The sequence below is a fragment of the Nocardioides sp. P86 genome (assembly GCF_023712465.1).
GTDB lineage: Bacteria > Actinomycetota > Actinomycetes > Propionibacteriales > Nocardioidaceae > Nocardioides > Nocardioides kribbensis.
Genome location: NZ_JAMAYE010000002.1, coordinates 808,882 through 827,388, shown reverse-complemented (window position 1 = coordinate 827,388; position 18,507 = coordinate 808,882). Strand labels below are relative to the sequence as shown.

16 protein-coding genes are annotated in these 18,507 nt (G+C 75.2%); 14 read left to right on the top strand and 2 right to left on the bottom strand.

What is annotated here, in order from left to right:
• Positions 1–20 precede the first annotated feature (20 nt).
• Positions 21–1,028: a 2-phospho-L-lactate transferase gene (cofD, locus tag M3673_RS11395; RefSeq protein ID WP_251533762.1), complete on the bottom strand. Its 1,008-nt coding sequence runs from the start codon at positions 1,026–1,028 to the stop codon at positions 21–23.
• A gap of 289 nt (positions 1,029–1,317) precedes the next feature.
• Between cofD and M3673_RS11390 the strand changes: the two genes are divergently transcribed.
• The 3 genes from M3673_RS11390 to M3673_RS11380 all read left to right on the top strand — a co-directional run bounded on the left by M3673_RS11390 (position 1,318) and on the right by M3673_RS11380 (position 5,916).
• Positions 1,318–1,572 (top strand): WhiB family transcriptional regulator, encoded by a 255-nt coding sequence (locus M3673_RS11390; protein WP_056863953.1) that lies wholly within the window; start codon positions 1,318–1,320, stop codon positions 1,570–1,572.
• A 73-nt stretch (positions 1,573–1,645) separates the two neighbouring features.
• Positions 1,646–4,546, top strand: a complete 2,901-nt coding sequence (locus tag M3673_RS11385) for a glycosyltransferase family 2 protein (protein WP_251533761.1) — start codon at positions 1,646–1,648, stop codon at positions 4,544–4,546.
• Complete coding sequence (locus M3673_RS11380) at positions 4,543–5,916, top strand: DUF5719 family protein (protein WP_251533759.1); 1,374 nt, start codon at positions 4,543–4,545, stop codon at positions 5,914–5,916. The genes M3673_RS11385 and M3673_RS11380 overlap by 4 nt, the downstream gene beginning before the upstream one ends.
• A 20-nt stretch (positions 5,917–5,936) precedes the next feature.
• Here M3673_RS11380 and M3673_RS11375 read toward each other — a convergent pair whose 3' ends face one another.
• Positions 5,937–6,392, bottom strand: coding sequence for a metallopeptidase family protein (locus M3673_RS11375; protein WP_056863956.1), 456 nt, complete (start codon positions 6,390–6,392; stop codon positions 5,937–5,939).
• A gap of 48 nt (positions 6,393–6,440) precedes the next feature.
• Between M3673_RS11375 and M3673_RS11370 the strand changes: the two genes are divergently transcribed.
• From M3673_RS11370 to M3673_RS11320, 11 genes are all read left to right on the top strand, one after another.
• Positions 6,441–6,833: a DUF3499 domain-containing protein gene (locus M3673_RS11370; protein ID WP_056863957.1), complete on the top strand. Its 393-nt coding sequence runs from the start codon at positions 6,441–6,443 to the stop codon at positions 6,831–6,833.
• A gap of 92 nt (positions 6,834–6,925) precedes the next feature.
• Complete coding sequence (locus tag M3673_RS11365; protein ID WP_251533757.1) at positions 6,926–8,320, top strand: phosphomannomutase/phosphoglucomutase; 1,395 nt, start codon at positions 6,926–6,928, stop codon at positions 8,318–8,320.
• Positions 8,320–8,496: a Trm112 family protein gene (locus tag M3673_RS11360; protein ID WP_193661228.1), complete on the top strand. Its 177-nt coding sequence runs from the start codon at positions 8,320–8,322 to the stop codon at positions 8,494–8,496. The genes M3673_RS11365 and M3673_RS11360 overlap by 1 nt, the downstream gene beginning before the upstream one ends.
• Positions 8,493–9,521 (top strand): SIS domain-containing protein, encoded by a 1,029-nt coding sequence (locus M3673_RS11355; protein ID WP_056903731.1) that lies wholly within the window; start codon positions 8,493–8,495, stop codon positions 9,519–9,521. The genes M3673_RS11360 and M3673_RS11355 overlap by 4 nt, the downstream gene beginning before the upstream one ends.
• 13 nt (positions 9,522–9,534) lie before the next feature.
• Positions 9,535–10,641, top strand: coding sequence for an acyltransferase family protein (locus M3673_RS11350; RefSeq protein WP_251533755.1), 1,107 nt, complete (start codon positions 9,535–9,537; stop codon positions 10,639–10,641).
• A gap of 80 nt (positions 10,642–10,721) precedes the next feature.
• Entirely contained in the window at positions 10,722–11,672 is a 951-nt protein-coding gene (locus tag M3673_RS11345; protein WP_251533753.1) for a DUF808 domain-containing protein, read from the top strand.
• Between the two features lie 105 nt (positions 11,673–11,777).
• Positions 11,778–13,238 (top strand): adenosylhomocysteinase, encoded by a 1,461-nt coding sequence (gene ahcY / locus M3673_RS11340; RefSeq protein WP_193661224.1) that lies wholly within the window; start codon positions 11,778–11,780, stop codon positions 13,236–13,238.
• Positions 13,239–13,302: 64 nt separating this feature from the next.
• Positions 13,303–14,016 (top strand): MtrAB system response regulator MtrA, encoded by a 714-nt coding sequence (gene mtrA, locus M3673_RS11335; RefSeq protein WP_056863963.1) that lies wholly within the window; start codon positions 13,303–13,305, stop codon positions 14,014–14,016.
• Between the two features lie 7 nt (positions 14,017–14,023).
• Positions 14,024–15,661: an MtrAB system histidine kinase MtrB gene (mtrB, locus tag M3673_RS11330; RefSeq protein ID WP_193661223.1), complete on the top strand. Its 1,638-nt coding sequence runs from the start codon at positions 14,024–14,026 to the stop codon at positions 15,659–15,661.
• 44 nt (positions 15,662–15,705) lie between these two features.
• Positions 15,706–17,466 (top strand): LpqB family beta-propeller domain-containing protein, encoded by a 1,761-nt coding sequence (locus tag M3673_RS11325; protein WP_251533752.1) that lies wholly within the window; start codon positions 15,706–15,708, stop codon positions 17,464–17,466.
• 79 nt (positions 17,467–17,545) lie between these two features.
• Positions 17,546–18,277, top strand: coding sequence for a ComF family protein (locus M3673_RS11320; protein ID WP_251533750.1), 732 nt, complete (start codon positions 17,546–17,548; stop codon positions 18,275–18,277).
• Positions 18,278–18,507: the final 230 nt, after the last annotated feature.

The window sequence follows — 18,507 nt, the reverse complement described above, 5'->3', positions numbered from 1 at the left end:
ACCGCCCGCAGCAGCACCGCTCACGGGCGGGGGGCGGCCACCAGGGCCAGTGCGGCCGCGACCATCCGGGCCGTCGCGTCGACGTCGGTCATCATCAGCGGCACGGCCTCGGCGGCCAGCCCGGCCTCGCGCAGCGCGGGGAGGGCGTCGGCGTCGGCGGAGTCGACCAGCCAGCCGTCGAGGACCCCGCCGGCGGAGCGGGCGCCGTAGTGCAGCCCGACCGCCCGGGCGCTGACCTCGACACCGATCGCGGGCAGGACCTGGGCCGCCATGCCGCGCACGTGGGTGCCGCCGACGATGGGGGAGAGGCCGACCACGGGGGCGGCGGTGGCGCGCAGGGTCTCGCGGATCCCGGGCACGCCGAGGATGGTGCCGACCGACACGACGGGGTTGGAGGGGGGCACGAGCACGAGGTCGGCCTCGGCCACGGCCTCCACGACGCCGGGGGCCGGGCGCGCCTCGTCGAGGCCCACCACCACCACGGCCTCGGCCGGCACCGAGGCGCGCAGGCGGACCCAGTACTCCTGGAAGTGCACGACGCGCCGACCGCTCGGCGCCTCGGCGTCGGCGATCGCCACGTGGGTCTCGACCCGGTCGTCGCTCATCGGGAGCAGGCGGACGCCCGGCCGCCAGCGTCGGCACAGCGCCTCGGTGACCTGGGAGAGCGGGTAGCCGGCGTCGAGCATCTGCGTGCGCACCAGGTGGGTGGCCACGTCGCGGTCGCCGAGCCCGAACCAGGTCGGCTCCACGCCGTACTCGGCCAGCTCGGTGCGCACGCTCCACGTCTCCTCACGCCGACCCCAGCCGCGCTCGGGGTCGATGCCGTCGCCGAGGGTGTACATGACGGTGTCGAGGTCGGGGCAGACCTTGAGGCCGTGGACCCACAGGTCGTCGGCGGTGTTGGCCACCACGGTGACCCGGGCGTCGGGGGCGACCCCGGGCAGCAGCCCCTCGGCGATGCCGTGGAGCAGTCCCTGGAGGAAGCGGGCCCCGCCCATGCCGCCGGACAGGACGGTGATCTCGCGCATGGCTCCACTGTGCCGCACCCCGGTCCCGGACCGCGCGGCAGGCACGGGCGGGTGGCCCGTCATGGCCCGTCCGGGCCATGCCCGGCAGCCGGTCGGTCGTGGTGCGCGCGCGGGATGGTGCCATACCAGAACCGGGCTTGACTTACGGTGCACGACAGGCATGTAATTCCCGCAGTGTTGTTCACGGTTCCACCTGGTCCCCGGCCCGGCCGCAGCCGCGGGCAGCACACCCCCACGAGCAACACCTCATGCACCACCAGAGCAATGCAGGGTCGAAAGGGCGAGCGCCGTGAGAGAACTCTTTCTCCTCGAATCCGACGCCGACGAGGCGGGCTGGCAGGAGCGTGCACTCTGTGCGCAGACCGACCCGGAGGCTTTCTTCCCCGAGAAGGGGGGATCGACCAGGGAGGCCAAGAAGGTGTGCCTCACCTGCGAGGTCCGAGACGACTGCCTCGAGTCGGCGTTGATGAACGACGAGCGCTTCGGCATCTGGGGCGGGCTCTCCGAGAGGGAGCGCCGCAAGCTGAAGAAGCGCGCAGTCTGAGTGCAGGCCCCGGTCCTCGACCGGGGCCGCTCTCATTTCGGCGTCCCCTCCGCGGCGGTTAGGGTCTGCGGTCGTGCCCGCCTCGGAAAGCCCTGCCGTCGTCGCCCTCGTGGTCAGCCACGACGGAGCGCGCTGGCTGCCCGCGGTCGTCGACGGCGTCACGGGCCAGACCCGGCCCGTCGACCGCGTCGTGGCCGTCGACACCACGAGCCGCGACGACAGCGTGGCCCTGCTCGAGGCCGCCTTCGGGCCGGTCCACGTGGTGCCGGGCTCGACGTCCTACCCCGCCGCGGTGCGCGAGGGCCTCGCCCGGGTCGACGCCGGACCCCACGGCGCCCCCGGCACCGCCCCCGACGACTGGGTCTGGCTCCTCCACGACGACGCCAACCCCGACCCCGGCGCCCTCGAGGCCCTCCTCGCCGCGGCGGCCGAGCACCCCGAGGCCGCGGTGCTGGGCCCCAAGCTGCGCGAGTGGCCCTCGCTGCGACGTCTCCTGGAGGTCGGCGCGACGATCTCGGGCACGGGACGCCGCGAGACCGGTCTCGAGCGCGGCGAGTACGACCAGGGCCAGCACGACCAGGTGCGCCGGGTGCTGGCCGTCAACACCGCGGGGATGCTCGTGCGCCGCTCCGTGCTCGACGAGGTGGGCGGCTTCGACGAGCACCTCCCGATCTTCGGCAACGACCTCGACTTCGGCTGGCGCGCCGCCGCCGCCGGCCACCACACGCTCGTCGTGCCCAGCGCCGTCGTCTTCCACGCCGAGGCCGCCCACCGGGGGCTGCGCCGCACGCCCCTGACCGGACGCCACACCCACTACCAGGAGCGGCGCGCCGCGCTGTGGACCCTGCTGGTCAACTCCGACCACCGGCTGTGGCCCCTGCAGGCGCTGCGCCTGGCCCTCGGCACGCTGCTGCGCGTCGTGGGGTTCCTGCTGGTGCGGGCGGTGGGCGAGGCCCTCGACGAGCTCGCCGCCCTGGTCAACATCGCCGCCCGGCCGCGGGCCGTGCTGGCCGCCCGCCGCGAGCGCCGTGAGGCCCGCACCGCCCCGTCGGAGGAGGTGCGCGGCCTCCTCGCGCCGCGCTGGCTGCCCTACCGCCACGGCCTCGACGCCGTCTCCGACCTCCTCGCCGCCGCCACCGACCAGGCCGCCGACGTCGCCGAGCGGCGGCGCGCCGCCGCGGCCGAGCTCGACCCGGCCTCGTTCGCCGCGCGGCGCCCGGCCGAGGACGACGAGGACGCCCCCTACGCCGACACCGGTGTCGTCGCGCGCTTCGTCACCAACCCCGTCGCGATCGTGCTGACCCTGGTCGTGCTCCTCGCCGTGGTGGGAGCGCGCGAGGCCTTCGGGTCGGTCGTGGGCGGCGCTCTCTCGCCGGTGCCCGACTCGGTCGGCTCGTGGTGGCGCCTGCACACCGAGTCGTGGCACGCCATCGGCCAGGGGACGGCCGTGCCCGCTCCGCCGTACGTCGCTCCGCTCGCGCTGCTGGGCGGCCTGCTGCTCGGCTCGCCCGCCGCGGCGCTGAGCGCGGTGCTGGTGCTGGCGGTGCCGGTGGCGCTGTGGGGCTCGTGGCGCTTCCTGCGTGTCGTGGGACGCCTGGTCTCGCCGCGCGGGATGCCGCGCTGGCTGCTGCTGTGGGGGTCGACGGCCTTCGCGCTCGTGCCCGTGGCCAGCGGGGCCTGGGGCGCCGGTCGCCTCGGGCCGGTCGTGGCCGCCGCGCTGCTGCCGTGGCTGGCCCACGCCGCCCTCGGGTTCGCCGACCCGGCGCCCGACCGCCGCTGGCGCGCGGCCTGGCGCAGCGGTCTGCTGCTCGCCCTCGTCACCGCCTTCGGTCCGGCCGCATGGCTCTTCGCCGCCGTCCTGGGCGTGGTGGTGCTGCTGTGCGCCGCGCTCCTGCTCCGCGCGGTGGTGCGCGACCGCTCGGTCTGGGGCCCGCCGGTCACCGCCCTGCTCGTGCCGGTGGTGCTGCTCTCGCCGTGGTGGGTCGGCGCGCTGCGCGAGGGCGCGGGCGCCGGCCTGCTGCTCGAGCCGGGCCGCCTCCCGCACGCCGCGCTCGGGGGGCTCGACCTGCTGGCCGGACGGGTCAGCGACCTCGGCGCCCCGGTGGCGCTCGGGCTCGTGCCCGCCGTGCTGGCCGTGCTCGCGCTGGTGCCGCGCGCGACGCGGGTGCCGGTGCTGGTGTGCTGGCTGGCCGCCGCCGTCGCGGCCCTGCTCGCGCTGGGCCTCTCGTCGGTCTCGTTCGCCCTGGCGGCCACCTCGACACCGGCCGGCCTCGGTGCGCTCGTCGTGCTGCTCCAGGGCGCTCTCGTCACCGCGACCGTCCTCGGGGCGATGGGGGCCTGGGAGTCGGCCAGGCGCGAGGCCCGGGGACTGCTGCGGGGCGGGGTCCTGGTCGGTGCCGCCCTGGCCGGGCTCGTGCCGCTGGCCACCCTCGGGTGGTTCGTGGCGGGGCCCGACGACGCCCTCGCCGACTCCGTCGACGACGACATCCCGGCCTACATGGTGCAGCGCGCCGAGCTGGGCCCCGAGCACGGCATCCTGGTGCTGCGCGGAGACGTGTCGCAGGGCCTCACCTACTCCGTCGTGCGCGGCGACGGCACCACCCTCGGCGAGGACGAGGTGCTGGCGCTCAGCGGGGGCGACGGCAGCCTGGCCGCCGACGTCCGCGAGCTGACCGCCCGCCCGACCCCTGCGGTCGTCGACGCCCTCGCCGGGGAGGGGATCGAGTACGTCGTGCTGCCCTCGCCCGCCGACGGCGACGTCGCCGCCGACCTCGACGCCACCGGCGGCCTGGTCCAGGCCAGCGCCGAGGACCGCTCGACCCGCGCCTGGCGCGTCGCCCGCGCGCTCGACCCCGACGCCCTCGACGGGCCGCGCTCGTGGCTGCACGTCGCGCTCCTCGGCGTGCAGCTGCTCGGTGCGGTGGCGGTCGTGGTGCTCGGCGCACCCACCCGTGAGAGGAGGCGAGCGCGATGAGCGGTCGCAGGTCGGAACAGGTCCGAGGCGGACGCCTGGCGCCCACCGTCGTCCTGGCGGGCGTGCTGCCGCTGCTGGTGCTGCTGTCCGCACTCGCGGTGGGTGGTCCCGACGAGGTGGCCGCACCGGGGGCCCAGCCACCGTCCGAGGCCGCCCTGACGCGCAGCACCCTGGTGTGCCCGCGAGCCGCCGACGGCGGTCGGGTCGTGGTCGGCAGCGACGACGGCGCCCCCGGCACGGTGGCCGCGGGCGAGGAGGAGGTCGAGGTCGGCGACGGGGTCACCGCCGGGCTCGACGACGACGGCAGCGTCGAGGTCACCGGCGAGGGCGAGAGGGCACCCGGCCTGGTCGCCGGGCGCTCGGCCCGCGACGCGACGAGCGCGGTGGACTGCCCGCCGCCGTCCTCCGACCAGTGGTTCACCGGCGTGGGCGCCGGTGGGGCCCACACCTCCGTGCTCGAGCTGCACAACCCCGACGGCGGCCCGGCCGTCGCCGACGTGGCCGTCTACAGCCAGTCCGGCGCCCTCGACGCCGAGCGGCTGCGCGGCGTCGCGGTGGGGCCCGGACGCACGCTGCGCCTCGACCTCGCCGAGCTCGTCCCACGCCGCGAGGAGCTCACGCTGCGGGTGACGACCGACCGGGGCCGCATCGCCGCCACCGTCGTCGACTCCTTCGAGGAGCTCGGCGCAGCCGCGGCCTCCCGGGAGTGGCTGCCCTCGCAGGCCGAGCCCCGCACCGACAACCTGCTGCTCGGGGTGCCGGCCGGTGACGGTCGCCGCACCCTCGTGGTCGCCAACCCCGGTGACGACGCGGTCAGGGTGCAGGTGGGGATCGTGACCGCGCAGTCGGTGTTCGCCCCCGAGGAGCTGCCGGAGCTCGTCGTCGACCCCGGCAGCGTCAAGGTGGTCTCGCTCGGTGCCCTGCTGTCGTCGCCGGCGGCCGACGGCGCCCTGGGCCTGGCGGTCACCTCCTCCGCGCCCGTCACCGCCACGCTGCGGTCCTACGTCGACGGCGACCTCGCCGAGACGGTCGCCGGGCCGCTGGTCACGGGCGCCACCGCGGCCGTCGTGCCCCCGGGCCCCGGGGGGGCCGAGCTGGTCCTGGGCGGCGCCGCCACCGCCGGCGTGGTCGAGGTGGAGGCGTGGGACGCCGAGGGTCGACCGCTGCGCACCCGACGGACCGAGGTCGGCCCCGACCGCGGCACGAGCCTCGCGCTGCCCGACGGCGCCGTGCTGGTGCGGGTGGTGCCCTCACGTGCCGAAGTCGTCGCCTCCCTGCTGCGTGCCGGCCCCGACGGGTCGGTGGTGGTGCCGCTGCGCGATCTCGTGCGCAGCGCACTGGTCCCCGCCGTACGCCCCGGGCTCGGCTGAGGCGGACGGCGCGGCCGGCGTCAGTCGTCGAGGTCGGAGTACCTCGGGTCGACGTCCTCCGCCGCCATGCCCAGCAGGTCGGCGACCTGCTCCACCACGACGGTGAGCACGAGCGCCTCGAGCTCCGAGCGGGTCTCGGCGCGGTGCTCGATCGGCCTGCGGAAGACCACCAGACGGGCCGGGCGCCCGCCGCTGGCGGGCACCAGGGTCGAGAGCGGCACGGTCTCGCTCGTCCAGTCGTCGGGCACCTGGGGGGTGTCCTCGACGCCGTACTCGACCAGGCCGAGGCGGTCCTGCCAGCGCTCGTCGATCTCGCTGACGATGTCGACGACGAGCCGGTCGAAGCGCTCCCGCGCGGTGCGCACGGCGACCGTGCCGGGCCGCTGCGGCATCACCGCGGGACCGCGCATGCCGCGGCCCCGGCGGTCGCGGCGACGCGGTCCGCCGCGGGTGGTCTCAGGCGTCGGGGGAGGCACGGGGCGAGCCTAATCCGATGCGCACCGGTGGCGGGGTAGCGTCACCGCGTGACCTCCGCCCGCCGCTGCTCCCGCACCGCGTGCGGCCGGCCCGCCGTCATGACCCTGACCTACGTCTACGCCGACCAGACCGCCGTCCTGGGCCCCCTGGCGACCTACGCCGAGCCGCACGCCTACGACCTCTGCGAGGCCCACAGCGAGCGCCTCTCGGCCCCGCGCGGGTGGGAGGTGCTGCGCCTGCAGCGCGACACCGTCGACCGCGGCCCGTCGAACGACGACCTGCTCGCGCTCGCCGACGCCGTGCGCGAGGCCGCCCGGCCGGCGCCGCGCCGCCCGGCTCCCGAGGTCGTCGGCGATCCCCGGCAGCAGACCTCCGAGTCGGGCTCCGGACGCGAGACCGGCCGCAAGGGCCACTTGCGCATGCTCACGACCGACCACTGAGCCCGGCCCACCGGCTCCCGGGGCCGCTCGGTCGTCGTGGCCCGTGCTCGGCCCCTGCGCGGAGCCACGGTCGCCACGACTAGGCTCCGGTCATGCCCTCGACCCTCGACGCCGCTTCGATCGCGGCCGTCTTCAAGGCCTACGACGTGCGCGGGACCGTGCCTGACCAGATCGACGAGGAGCTCGCCCGGGCGGTGGGGCGCGCCTTCGTGGAGGTCGTGGGGGCCACGACCGTCGTCGTCGGGCACGACATGCGACCGAGCTCGCCGGGCATGGCGGGCGCCTTCGCCGAAGGGGCGAGCGAGGCGGGCGCCGACGTCGTCCACATCGGGCTCGCCTCGACCGACCAGCTCTACTTCGCCTCGGGCCACCTCGGGCTGCCGGGCGTGATGTTCACGGCGAGCCACAACCCGGCCCAGTACAACGGGATGAAGCTCTGCCGCGCGCACGCCGCGCCCATCGGGCTCGACACCGGGCTCGCGGAGATCCGCGACCGGGTCCTCGCGCCCGACGGGCCGCTCACCGCCTCGACCGGCTCGATCAGCGAGCACGACGTGCTGGAGGCCTACGCCGCCCACCTGCTCTCGCTCGCCCCGGTCGGCACCGGTGGTCGGGGTCGCCCGCTGCGCGTGGTCGCCGACGCCGGCAACGGCATGGCCGGCCACACCGCCCCCGCCGTCTTCGAGCGCCTCGGCGCCGACGTCGTCGACCTGGTGCCGATGTACTTCGAGCTCGACGGCACCTTCCCCCACCACGAGGCCAACCCGATCGACGCGGAGAACCTGCGCGACCTCCAGGCCCGGGTGCTCGCCGAGGGCGCCGACGTCGGGCTGGCCTTCGACGGCGACGCCGACCGCTGCTTCCTCGTCGACGAGCGCGGCGTGCCCGTGCCGCCCTCGGCGGTCACCGCCCTCATCGCCGCCCGCGAGCTCGCCAAGGAGCCGGGCGCGACGGTCATCCACAACCTCATCACCAGCCGGGCGGTGCCCGAGCTCGTCACGCGCCTGGGCGGCACGCCGGTGCGCACCCGCGTCGGCCACTCCTTCATCAAGGCCACGATGGCCGAGACCGACGCGGTCTTCGGCGGCGAGCACAGCGGCCACTTCTACTTCCGCGACTTCTGGCGGGCCGACTCGGGCATGCTCGCCGCCCTGCACGTGCTCGCCGCGCTGGCGGAGACCGACCAGCCGCTGTCGAGCCTGCTGGCCGACTACGACCCCTATCCCGTCAGCGGCGAGATCAACTCCACCGTCGCCGACCCCGTGGCCGTGATGGCCGCCGTCGAGGCGGCGTACGCCGAGCGCCCCGGGGTCACCGTCGACCGGCTCGACGGGCTGAGCGTGACCCATGCCGACTGGACCTTCAACGTGAGGCCGTCCAACACCGAACCGCTCCTCCGGCTCAACGCCGAGGGCAGGGACGAGGAGACCATGAGCACCATCCGCGACGAGGTCCTGGGCCTGATCCGTGGGGGAGGGGCGCTCTGATGGCGCTCGACCCCTCGCTGCTGGCGATCATCGTGTGCCCCGCCTGCCGCTCCGACCTGACCGAGACCCCCGCCGACGCGGGGGCCGTCGAGCTGGTCTGCCAGGGCTGCGGGCTGGCCTACCCGGTGCGCGACGACATCCCCGTGCTGCTCGTCGACGAGGCCCGCACGCCGTGAGCTGGTTCGACGAGTCCCGGCTCGACGACGAGGCCGCCCTCTCGACCGCCGACCTGCGCCTGCGCGGGCTGGCGGAGTCGGGCGCGCGGGTGCGTCGCGAGGCGGGCGAGGCCGCGCCCGCCCTCGACGAGGCGGTCGTGCGCAGCCAGGAGTTCTCCCGCCCGCGCGCCGTCATCGCCGCCGGCCCCGACTCCCGGCTCCTGCGCGCCGTGCTGGAGCCGTGGTGCCCCGTGCCGTTCGTGGCGTGGGCCGGCCCGTCGCTGCCCGGCTGGGCGGGCAGCCTCGACCTCGTGGTCGTGCTGGCGCCCGACGGCGGCGACCCGGGCACGAAGTCGGCCCTGGCCGAGGCCGTGCGCCGCGGCTGCCAGGTCGTCGTGGCCTGCGCGCCCGGCTCGAGCGTGGCCGAGCACGCCGCCGGCCGCTACAGCACTATCCTCCCCACCGCGACCACCGACCAGCTGGCCATCGCCGTGGTCATGCTCACCTACCTCGACCGCGTCGGCCTGGGCCCGCGCGCCGACGCCGACAGCGTCGCGGAGGCGCTCGACGCGGTGGCGATCGCCTGCTCGCCGCACCGCGACATCGCGGTCAACCCCGCCAAGATGCTGGCCATCGCGCTGGCCGACGCCAACCCGGTCGTGTGGGGCGGCTCGGTGCTCGCCGCCCGCGCGGCGCGCCGGCTCGCGGAGTCGCTGCGACGCGCCACGGGGCGCAACGCGCTGGCCGGCGACGTCGAGCAGCTGCTGCCCGTGCTCGAGGCGGCGCGCCCGCGCGACGTCTTCGTCGACCCCTTCGCCGACGGCGGCGGCGACCTGCGCCCGATCCTCATCGTGCTCGACGACGGCAGCGACGACCCGCTGGTGGGCGAGCAGCGCGGCCGCCTGACGGCGGCCGCCGACGCCCGCGGCGTGCGGGTGGAGACCGTCACCACCGAGGCCACCACCGAGGTCGCGCGCTACGCCTCGCTGCTGCTCTCGGGCAGCTACGCCGCGCAGTACGTCAGCCTCGGCCTGGTCGACGACTGACCGAGGCGGCCGCATGACTGGACGGGCGACCACCCGCGACCCCTGGTTCGACAACGCCAAGATGGCGCTGGTGACCCTGGTGGTGCTCGGCCACTCCTGGGTGCTGCTGCCCGAGAGCGGGCTGCGCGACCACCTCTACGACTTCCTCTACGCCTGGCACGTGCCCGCCTTCGTGTTCGTGACGGGCTACCTCTCGCGCTCCTTCACGTGGAGCCGGCGGCGTCTGTGGCAGCTGGTGCGCACCGTGGCGGTGCCCTACGTGCTCTTCGAGTGCGCCCTGGCGCTCTTCCGCATCTACGTGGGGGGTGAGGAGCTGGAGAACCTCTTCCGCGACCCCCACTGGCCGATGTGGTACCTCTCGGCGCTCTTCTTCTGGCGCCTGCTGACCCCGGTGTTCACCGCGCTGCCGGCCGCGGTGGCGATCGCCGTCGCCGTGGTGACGAGCCTGGCGGCGGGGCTGTGGGCGGGCGACACCCTCGACATGGCCCGCGTGCTGGGGCTGCTGCCCTTCTTCGTGCTCGGGCTCGCCGCGACCCCGCAGCGGCTCGAGCGTCTCCGCACGCCCTGGCTGCGGCCGGTGGCCGTCGTGGCCTTCGTCGCGGCCTGGGTGCTGACCACCTGGACCGACACCTGGGCCTCCACGGAGTGGTACTACTACCGCGCGCTCTACGGCGAGCTCGACGTCAGCGACACCCGGGCCTTCCTCACGCGCTCGGTGCTCCTGGTCAGCGGCACGGTGCTGGCCTGGTCGTTCCTCGCGCTGGTCCCGCGGCGCGGGGGGTGGTTCACACGCATGGGCGCCTGGACCCTCGTGGTCTACCTCTTCCACGGCTTCGCCGTGAAGGGCGCCGAGTACGCCGGCTACACGGGGTGGACCGCCGACCACCCCTGGGTCGGCCTCGTGCTGACCTCGGCGCTGGCCGTGGCGCTGGCGCTGCTGCTCGCCTCCCCGCGGGTCGCGCCGGTGCTGGGCCACCTGGTCGACCCGTTCGGCTTCGCCGAGAAGCGCGTCGACCGGGCCGCCGACGTCGCGGTGGCCTCGCAGGAGGCGGAGGTCATCGCCGGGGCCGTCGCCGACGCGGCGGCCGACGCGGCCCGGGAGGCCCGTCCGCGACGCTAGGGTGAGCGCGTGCCGAGCCACCGACCCGCCCCCGCCCTCGCCGCGCCCCGCGCGGCCCGTCAGACCGACGAGCCGCGCCGGTGAGCGGCGGGCTGTTCGCGCTGCTCGACGACGTCGCCGCGCTGGCCAAGCTGGCCGCCGCCTCGGTCGACGACGTGGGTGCCGCCGCGGGGCGGGCGAGCGTGAAGGCCGCCGGCGTGGTGGTCGACGACACCGCGGTGACCCCGCAGTACGTGCAGGGCGTCGCGGCGCAGCGCGAGTTGCCGATCATCCGCAAGATCGCGATCGGCTCGCTGCGCAACAAGCTGCTCATCATCCTGCCGGCGGCGCTGCTGCTCTCGCAGTTCCTGCCCTGGGTGCTCACGCCCGTCCTCATGCTGGGCGGTGCGTTCCTCTGCTACGAGGGCGCGGAGAAGGTCTGGGAGAAGCTCAGCGGCCACGGTGGCGCTCACGGGGCCGACCCGGCCGCCTCGGGCTCGCCGGAGGAGCTGGAGCGGACGATGGTCGCCGGGGCCATCCGCACCGACCTGATCCTCTCGGCCGAGATCATGGTCATCTCGCTCAACGAGGTCGCCGAGGAGGCCTTCGTCTCCCGCGCCCTGATCCTCGTCGTGGTGGCCATCGGGATCACCGTGCTGGTCTACGGCGTGGTCGCGCTCATCGTGAAGACCGACGACGTCGGGCTGAGCCTCACCCAGCGCTCCTCGGCCGCCGCGCAGAAGGTCGGTCGCGCCCTGGTGGCCGGCATGCCCAAGCTGCTCACCGTGATCTCGGTCGTCGGCACCGCGGCGATGCTGTGGGTCGGCGGCCACATCCTGCTCGTCGGTGTCGACGAGCTCGGCTGGCACGCGCCCTACGACCTGGTGCACCACCTGGAGGAGGGCGCCCACGACGCGCTGGCCGCCGTCGGCGCCGTCGCGGGCTGGCTGGTCAACACCCTGGCCTCGGCCCTGGTGGGGCTGCTGGTGGGCGCGGTGGTCGTGGCGGTGCTCCACGTGGTGCCGGTGAAGCGGCGGCTCGGGAATTCCTGAAACTTCTCGGCCCCGCCTACCCTGGCAGGGTCCGCGTGGGAGATCCCGACGATGCGCAGATGCGCGACGCAGACCTGGCTCCACCCCTCCTGAGGAGACACACCGATGGACTTCAAGGTCGCCGACCTTTCCCTGGCCGACTACGGCCGCACCGAGATCCAGCTGGCCGAGCACGAGATGCCCGGCCTCATGGCGATGCGCGAGCGCTACGGCGACGCCAAGCCGCTGGCGGGTGCCCGCATCACCGGCTCGCTGCACATGACCATCCAGACCGCGGTGCTCATCGAGACCCTCACCGCGCTCGGTGCCGAGGTCCGCTGGGCCTCCTGCAACATCTTCTCCACCCAGGACCACGCCGCGGCCGCCGTCGCGGTGGGCCCGCACGGCACGCCGGAGGACCCCCAGGGCGTCCCGGTCTACGCGTGGAAGGGCGAGACGCTGGAGGAGTACTGGTGGTGCACGCAGCAGGTGCTGCAGTGGCCCGCCGGTGCCGACGGCCAGCCCCGCTTCGCCAACATGATCCTCGACGACGGCGGCGACGCCACCCTGCTGGTGCACCTCGGGGTCGACGCCGAGAAGAGGGGCGAGGCGCCCGACCCGGCCTCGGCCACGAGCCACGAGCAGCGGATCATCTTCGAGGCGCTCAACGCCAGCCTCGCCGAGAGCACCGACCGCTGGACCCAGATCGCCGGTGAGATCAAGGGCGTCACCGAGGAGACCACCACCGGTGTGCTGCGCCTCTACGACATGATGCGCGAGGGCTCGCTGCTCTTCCCGGCCATCAACGTCAACGACTCGGTGACCAAGTCGAAGTTCGACAACAAGTACGGCTGCCGCCACAGCCTCGTCGACGGCATCAACCGCGCCACCGACGTCCTCATCGGCGGCAAGGTCGCGGTCGTGTGCGGCTACGGCGACGTCGGCAAGGGCTCCGCGGAGTCGCTGCGCGGCCAGGGCGCCCGCGTCATCGTGACCGAGATCGACCCGATCTGCGCCCTGCAGGCCGCCATGGACGGCTACCAGGTCGCGACCCTCGACGACGTGGTCGACACCGCCGACATCATCATCACCGCGACCGGCAACAAGGACGTCGTGACGGTCGAGCAGATGCAGCGGATGAAGCACAACGCGATCCTCGGCAACATCGGCCACTTCGACAACGAGATCGACATGGCCGGCCTGGAGTCCTTCGAGGGCGTCGTGCGCAAGAACGTCAAGCCGCAGGTCGACGTGTGGACCTTCCCGGCCGCGGGCGAGCGCGACGAGCACGCCATCATCGTGCTCTCCGAGGGGCGCCTGATGAACCTCGGCAACGCCACCGGTCACCCGAGCTTCGTCATGTCGAACTCCTTCACCAACCAGGTGCTGGCCCAGATCGAGCTCTACACCAAGCCCGTGGAGTACCCCACCGGGGTCTACGTGCTGCCCAAGCACCTCGACGAGGAGGTGGCCCGCCTGCACCTCGACGCCCTCGGCGTGCGGCTCACCACCCTCAGCGACAAGCAGGCGGCCTACCTCGGCGTCGACGTCGCCGGTCCCTACAAGTCGGAGCAGTACCGCTACTGAGCAGGAGCGGGCGGGCCGGCACCACGCCGGCCCGCCCGCGCCCGTCAGGGTGCAGGATGGAGCCATGAGCCAGGCAGCGAGCCCGAGCGACTACACCACCAAGGGGCGGGTCCTCGTCGTCGACGACGACGCGTCGCTGGCGGAGATGCTCACCATCGTGCTGCGCCAGGAGGGCTTCGACAGCCGCATGTGCACCCGCGGCGACCTGGCCGTGGAGCAGTTCCGCGACTACCGCCCCGACCTCGTGCTGCTCGACCTGATGCTGCCCGGCAAGGACGGCATCGACGTGTGCAAGGAGATCCGCGCCGAGTCCGGCGTGCCGATCGTCATGCTCACCGCCAAGGGCGACACCGTCGACGTCGTCGTCGGGCTCGAGTCGGGCGCCGACGACTACGTCGTCAAGCCCTTCAAGCCCAAGGAGCTCATCGCCCGGATCCGGGCGCGGGTGCGCCGCTTCGACGCCACCTCCCAGGCCGAGACCCTCGACATCGGCGACCTGTCCATCGACGTCGCCGGCCACGCCGTCACCCGCGGCGGTGCGCCCATCAGCCTCACGCCGCTCGAGTTCGACCTGCTGGTCTGCCTGGCCCGCAAGCCCTGGCAGGTCTTCACCCGCGAGGTGCTGCTCGAGCAGGTCTGGGGCTACCGCCACGCCGCGGACACCCGGCTGGTCAACGTGCACGTGCAGCGGCTGCGCTCCAAGGTCGAGCACGACCCGGAGAACCCCGAGATCGTCGTGACCGTGCGGGGTGTCGGCTACAAGGCCGGCACGGCCTAGGGCCGACGTGGCCTCCTCCTGGGCCCGCCTGCCGGCGGCCTCCCGCCTGCCGGTCGGGCTGCGCCACGCGCTCACCTTCTGGCGCCGCTCCATCCAGGCCCGCGTGGTGGTCAGCACGGTCCTGCTCTCGGCCGCCGTGGTCGGCGTGGTCGGCTGGTTCCTGCTCCAGCAGACCCGCGACGGGCTGCTGGAGAACCGTGTCGACGCCGTGCTCGCCGAGGTCGGCAGCGAGACCGGCGAGGCCGACGAGCGGCTGCAGGCCGCCATCAACCTCAACCTCGACGCGGTCGGCCAGCAGCGCGACCTGGTGCAGCCGATCATCTCGCGCGGCGAGACCCGCGGCTTCGCGGTGGTGCTGGCGGGTCCGGTCGGCGCCGACCCGACGGGCGCGGGCGCGACGTACACCCCCTGGCTCGACCGCGACAGCGTGCCCGACTCCCTGGTGCGGCACTTCGCGACCTCCTCCAGCATCGCGTGGACCTACACCGAGCTCACCCGCCTCGACGAGCGCGGCGAGGCGGTGTCGAGCGAGCCGGGGGTCGTGGTGGGCTCGCAGGTGCGGCTGCCGGCCGACGGTGAGACCTACACCCTCTACTTCCTCTTCCCGCTCAGCGAGGAGGAGGACACCCTGGCGCTGGTCACCCGCGCCCTGCTCACCGCGGGCGCGCTGCTGCTGGTGCTGGTCGCCGGCGTCACCTGGCTGGTGACCCGGCAGGTCGTCACCCCGATCCGGCTCGCGCGGCGCGTGGCCGAGCGGCTCGCCGCGGGTCGCCTCCAGGAGCGCCTGCGCGTCACTGGCGAGGACGACCTGGCGCGGCTGGCCACGTCGTTCAACCAGATGGCCTCCAACCTGCAGCGCCAGATCCGCCAGCTCGAGGAGCTCAGCCGCGTGCAGCGCCGCTTCGTCTCCGACGTCTCCCACGAGCTGCGCACGCCGCTCACCACGGTGCGCATGGCCGGCGACGTGCTCCACGACGCCCGCGAGGACTTCGACCCCGTCACCGGTCGCGCCGCCGAGCTGCTGCAGACCGAGCTCGACCGCTTCGAGACCCTCCTGGTCGACCTGCTCGAGATCAGCCGCTTCGACGCCGGCGCGGCGGTGCTCGACCTCGACGACGTCAACCTCGTCGACGTCGCCCACCGCGTGGTGGAGGCCACCCGCCCCCTCGCCGCCCAGCGCGACGTCGTGCTGCTCGTCGAGGCCCCCGACCACCCCTGCCTCGCCGAGGCCGACGTACGCCGGGTCGAGCGCATCGTCCGCAACCTGGTCACCAACGCCATCGACCACGCCGGCGCGCGCCACCCGGGCGGGCCGGTCGAGGTGGTCGTGCGCGTCGCCGCCGACGACCACGCCGCCGCCGTCGCGGTGCGCGACCACGGCGTGGGCCTGGCGCCGGGGGAGTCGGCCATGGTCTTCAACCGCTTCTGGCGCGCCGACCCCGCCCGCGCCCGCACCAGCGGCGGCACCGGCCTGGGGCTGTCGATCTCGCTGGAGGACACCCACCTGCACGGCGGCTGGCTCCAGGCCTGGGGCCGCCCGGGGGAGGGGGCGCACTTCCGCCTCACCCTGCCCCGCCACGCCGGCGCGTCCCTGCGCCGCAGCCCCATCGTGCTCATCCCCGACGACGCCGTGGAGACGGTGTGACCCGCCCAGTGACCCGCCCAGTGACCCGCCCAGTGACCCGCCCGGTGCCCCGCCCGGTGACCCGCCGGGCGCGCGCGCTCCTCGCCGGGCTCGCGCTGCTGCTCGTCGGGCCGCTGGCCACCGCCTGCGTCGGGCTGCCCGACGAGGGCCCGGTCGTCGAGGCCGGCACGGGGTCGAGCACCTCCGACGAGGGCGCCGCCCCGGCGATCGACCCGCCCGCCCCGCAGCCGGGCATGTCGGCGGCCGAGGTCGTGGAGGGCTTCCTCGCGGCCATGCAGGCCAGCCCCATCGACACCGCCACGGCCTCGGAGTACCTCACCCGCGAGGCCGCGGCGGCCTGGAACCCCCAGCAGGCGACCATCACCTACGACGACCGCCAGCTGCCCCAGGGCAGCACCCGCGTCGTGGTCGCGCTCACCGGCGCCGCCGAGCTCGACGCCCGCGGCGCCTGGCAGGGCCGGCTCTCGGCCGCGCGCTCCCAGCTGGCCTTCACCGTGCGCGTCGAGGACGGCGACCTGCGCATCAGCGACCCGCCCGACGCGCTCGTGGTGCCCGACAGCTGGTTCGACCAGCGCTTCCGCCAGGTCTCGCTCTACTTCGTCGACCCGCTGGCGGAGATCCTGGTGCCCGAGCCCGTCTACGCCCCCGTCGACGACACCTTCGCCAGCTCCCTGGTCGAGGGCCTGGTCGAGGGCCCCGGCCGCGGCGCGTCGGGGGTGAGCAGCACCTTCCTGCCCCCGGGCCTGGAGGTCGACCTGTCGGTGCCGGTCTCCGAGGACGGCGTGGCGCAGGTGTCGCTCACCGGTCCCGCGACCCCGCCGACCTCCGAGCGCGAGACCGAGCTGCTGCTGGCCCAGCTGGCCTGGACCCTGCGCCAGGACCCCCGCATCGAGGCGGTGCAGCTCAGCGTCAACGGCCAGCCCGTGCGGCTGCCCGGCGGCGACGGCCGCTTCAGCGTCACCGAGGGGGCGCTCTACTCCCCGGTCGGCTTCCAGTCCAGCTCGCTGCTCTACGGCCTGCGCGACGGCCTGCTCGTCTCCGGCGGCCCCGACACGCTCGCGCCGGTCGACGGCCCGCTGGGCTCGCGGGCCGTGGGCGTGTCGAGCGTGGCGGTCAACCTCACCGCGACCACGGTGGCCGGCGTCGTCGACGGCGGCACCTCGCTGGTCACCGCGCCGGTGCGCGGCTCGGGCAAGGTGGTGCGCGTCGTCCCGGGCGCCACCGACCTGCTCACCCCCGCCTGGGACCACAGCGACCGGCTCTGGCTGGTCGACCGCGGCCCCGACGGCGCCGAGGTCTCCGTGCTGGTGGGCGAGCGCCGCCGCAGCGTCACCGTGCCGGGCGTGAGCGGCTCCGACGTACGCCGCTTCCTCGTCTCGCGCGACGCCAGCCGCGTCGTGGCGGTGGTGCGCGGTCCGCAGCGCGACCGGCTGCTGGTCTCGCGGGTGCGCTACGACGACCGCGGCCAGGTGCTGCGGGTGACCCGACCGGTCCAGCTGCGTCCCGACGAGGGCAGCCGGGGCCGCATCGTCGACGTCGCCTGGCGCAGCCCGACCAGCCTGGCGGTGATGCAGCGGCTGGGCCCGGAGACCACCCGCGTCGGGGCCGTCGGCGTCGACGGGTCGCCCCCGGGGCCCGAGGGGCTGTCGGTGACCCTCGGACGCGCTTCGGGGCTGGCCGGGTCGCCGGTGACCGGGGAGGTCCTCTACGCCCTCACCCCCGACGGGCTGGTCGACCTCACCGGCCTGCCGACCGCGGCCCGCCCGCTGGCCGACGGGGTCGGCTCGCTGGCCTACGTCGGCTAGCGCGGCGCGACCCGCGGGTCCTCCACAGGCCGGCCCTGCCGCGCTTGCCCGCCGCCCTCGCGGCTGGTGCGATCGTGGGGTGCTGCTGCGCGACGCCGTCACCGACCTGCTGCTGGGCAGCAGCTGCGTGGGCTGCGCGCGCCCGGGGCGGCTGCTGTGCGCGCCCTGCGGCGCGACCCTGCCCACCGCGGCCGCGGTGACCTGGCCCGACCCGGTGCCGCCCGGGCTGGTGACCCCCTGGGCGTGCGGCGCCTACGCCGACCTGCTGCGCGAGCTGGTGCTCGGGCACAAGGAGCGCGGGCTGCTCTCGCTGCGCGTCCCGCTGGGGCGGCTGCTCGCGCGGTCCGCGGCCGCCGCCCTGGGGTCCGGTCCCGGGGTGTCCGACGCTGCGGGCGCGGTGGTCGTGCTCGTGCCGGTGCCCTCGCGCCCCGCCAGCGTGCGGGCCCGCGGGCACGACCCCACGCTGGCCATGGTGCGCGTGGCCGCGGCCGCCCTGCGCGGCGGGGGAGCGCGGATCGAGGTGGCGCCCCTGCTGCGCACGCGCCCCGGCCTGGTCGACCAGGCCGGCCTCGGGGCCGCCGAGCGGGCGGCCAACCTCGCCGGGTCGCTGACCTGCCCCACGCCGGGGCTGCGCCGCCTCGGCGTACGCGTGGGGGCGCGCCGGGTGCGCGTCGTGCTGTGCGACGACGTGCTCACCACGGGCGTCACCGCGTGGGAGGCGCAGCGGGCGCTGGAGGCCGTGGGCCTCGGCGTGGCCGCGGTGGCGACCGTCGCCGCGACCCGCCGCCGGGCTCCGGCTCCTCGGGGCTGATCCGAAGAGTTTGCTGAACTCGACCGATCGTCCCTTTCGTCGGGTCCCGGCCTCCCCTAGTGTCTCGTCATGGAGTCCGCCCGGGTCCGTGGTTGCGTCGCAAGGACGCTCCGGTCAGCCCGGACGCGTCAGCGGCAAGCCGATGCCAGTCGCAGGCGAAACGGTCCACGTAAGTCGTCGTCCGGGGGTCCGCCTCCGGCGCGGCGACGAGCACGGTGCGGCTTAGTCGT

Excerpts from the sequence above, each read along its gene's own strand:
- M3673_RS11350 (WP_251533755.1), top strand. The coding sequence starts at position 9,535 with ATGACTGGACGGGCGACCACCCGCGACCCCTGGTTCGACAACGCCAAG.
- M3673_RS11380 (WP_251533759.1), top strand. The coding sequence starts at position 4,543 with ATGAGCGGTCGCAGGTCGGAACAGGTCCGAGGCGGACGCCTGGCGCCC.
- mtrA (WP_056863963.1), top strand. The coding sequence starts at position 13,303 with ATGAGCCAGGCAGCGAGCCCGAGCGACTACACCACCAAGGGGCGGGTC.
- ahcY (WP_193661224.1), top strand. The coding sequence starts at position 11,778 with ATGGACTTCAAGGTCGCCGACCTTTCCCTGGCCGACTACGGCCGCACC.
- M3673_RS11365 (WP_251533757.1), top strand. The coding sequence starts at position 6,926 with ATGCCCTCGACCCTCGACGCCGCTTCGATCGCGGCCGTCTTCAAGGCC.
- M3673_RS11360 (WP_193661228.1), top strand. The coding sequence starts at position 8,320 with ATGGCGCTCGACCCCTCGCTGCTGGCGATCATCGTGTGCCCCGCCTGC.
- cofD (WP_251533762.1), bottom strand. The coding sequence starts at position 1,028 with ATGCGCGAGATCACCGTCCTGTCCGGCGGCATGGGCGGGGCCCGCTTC.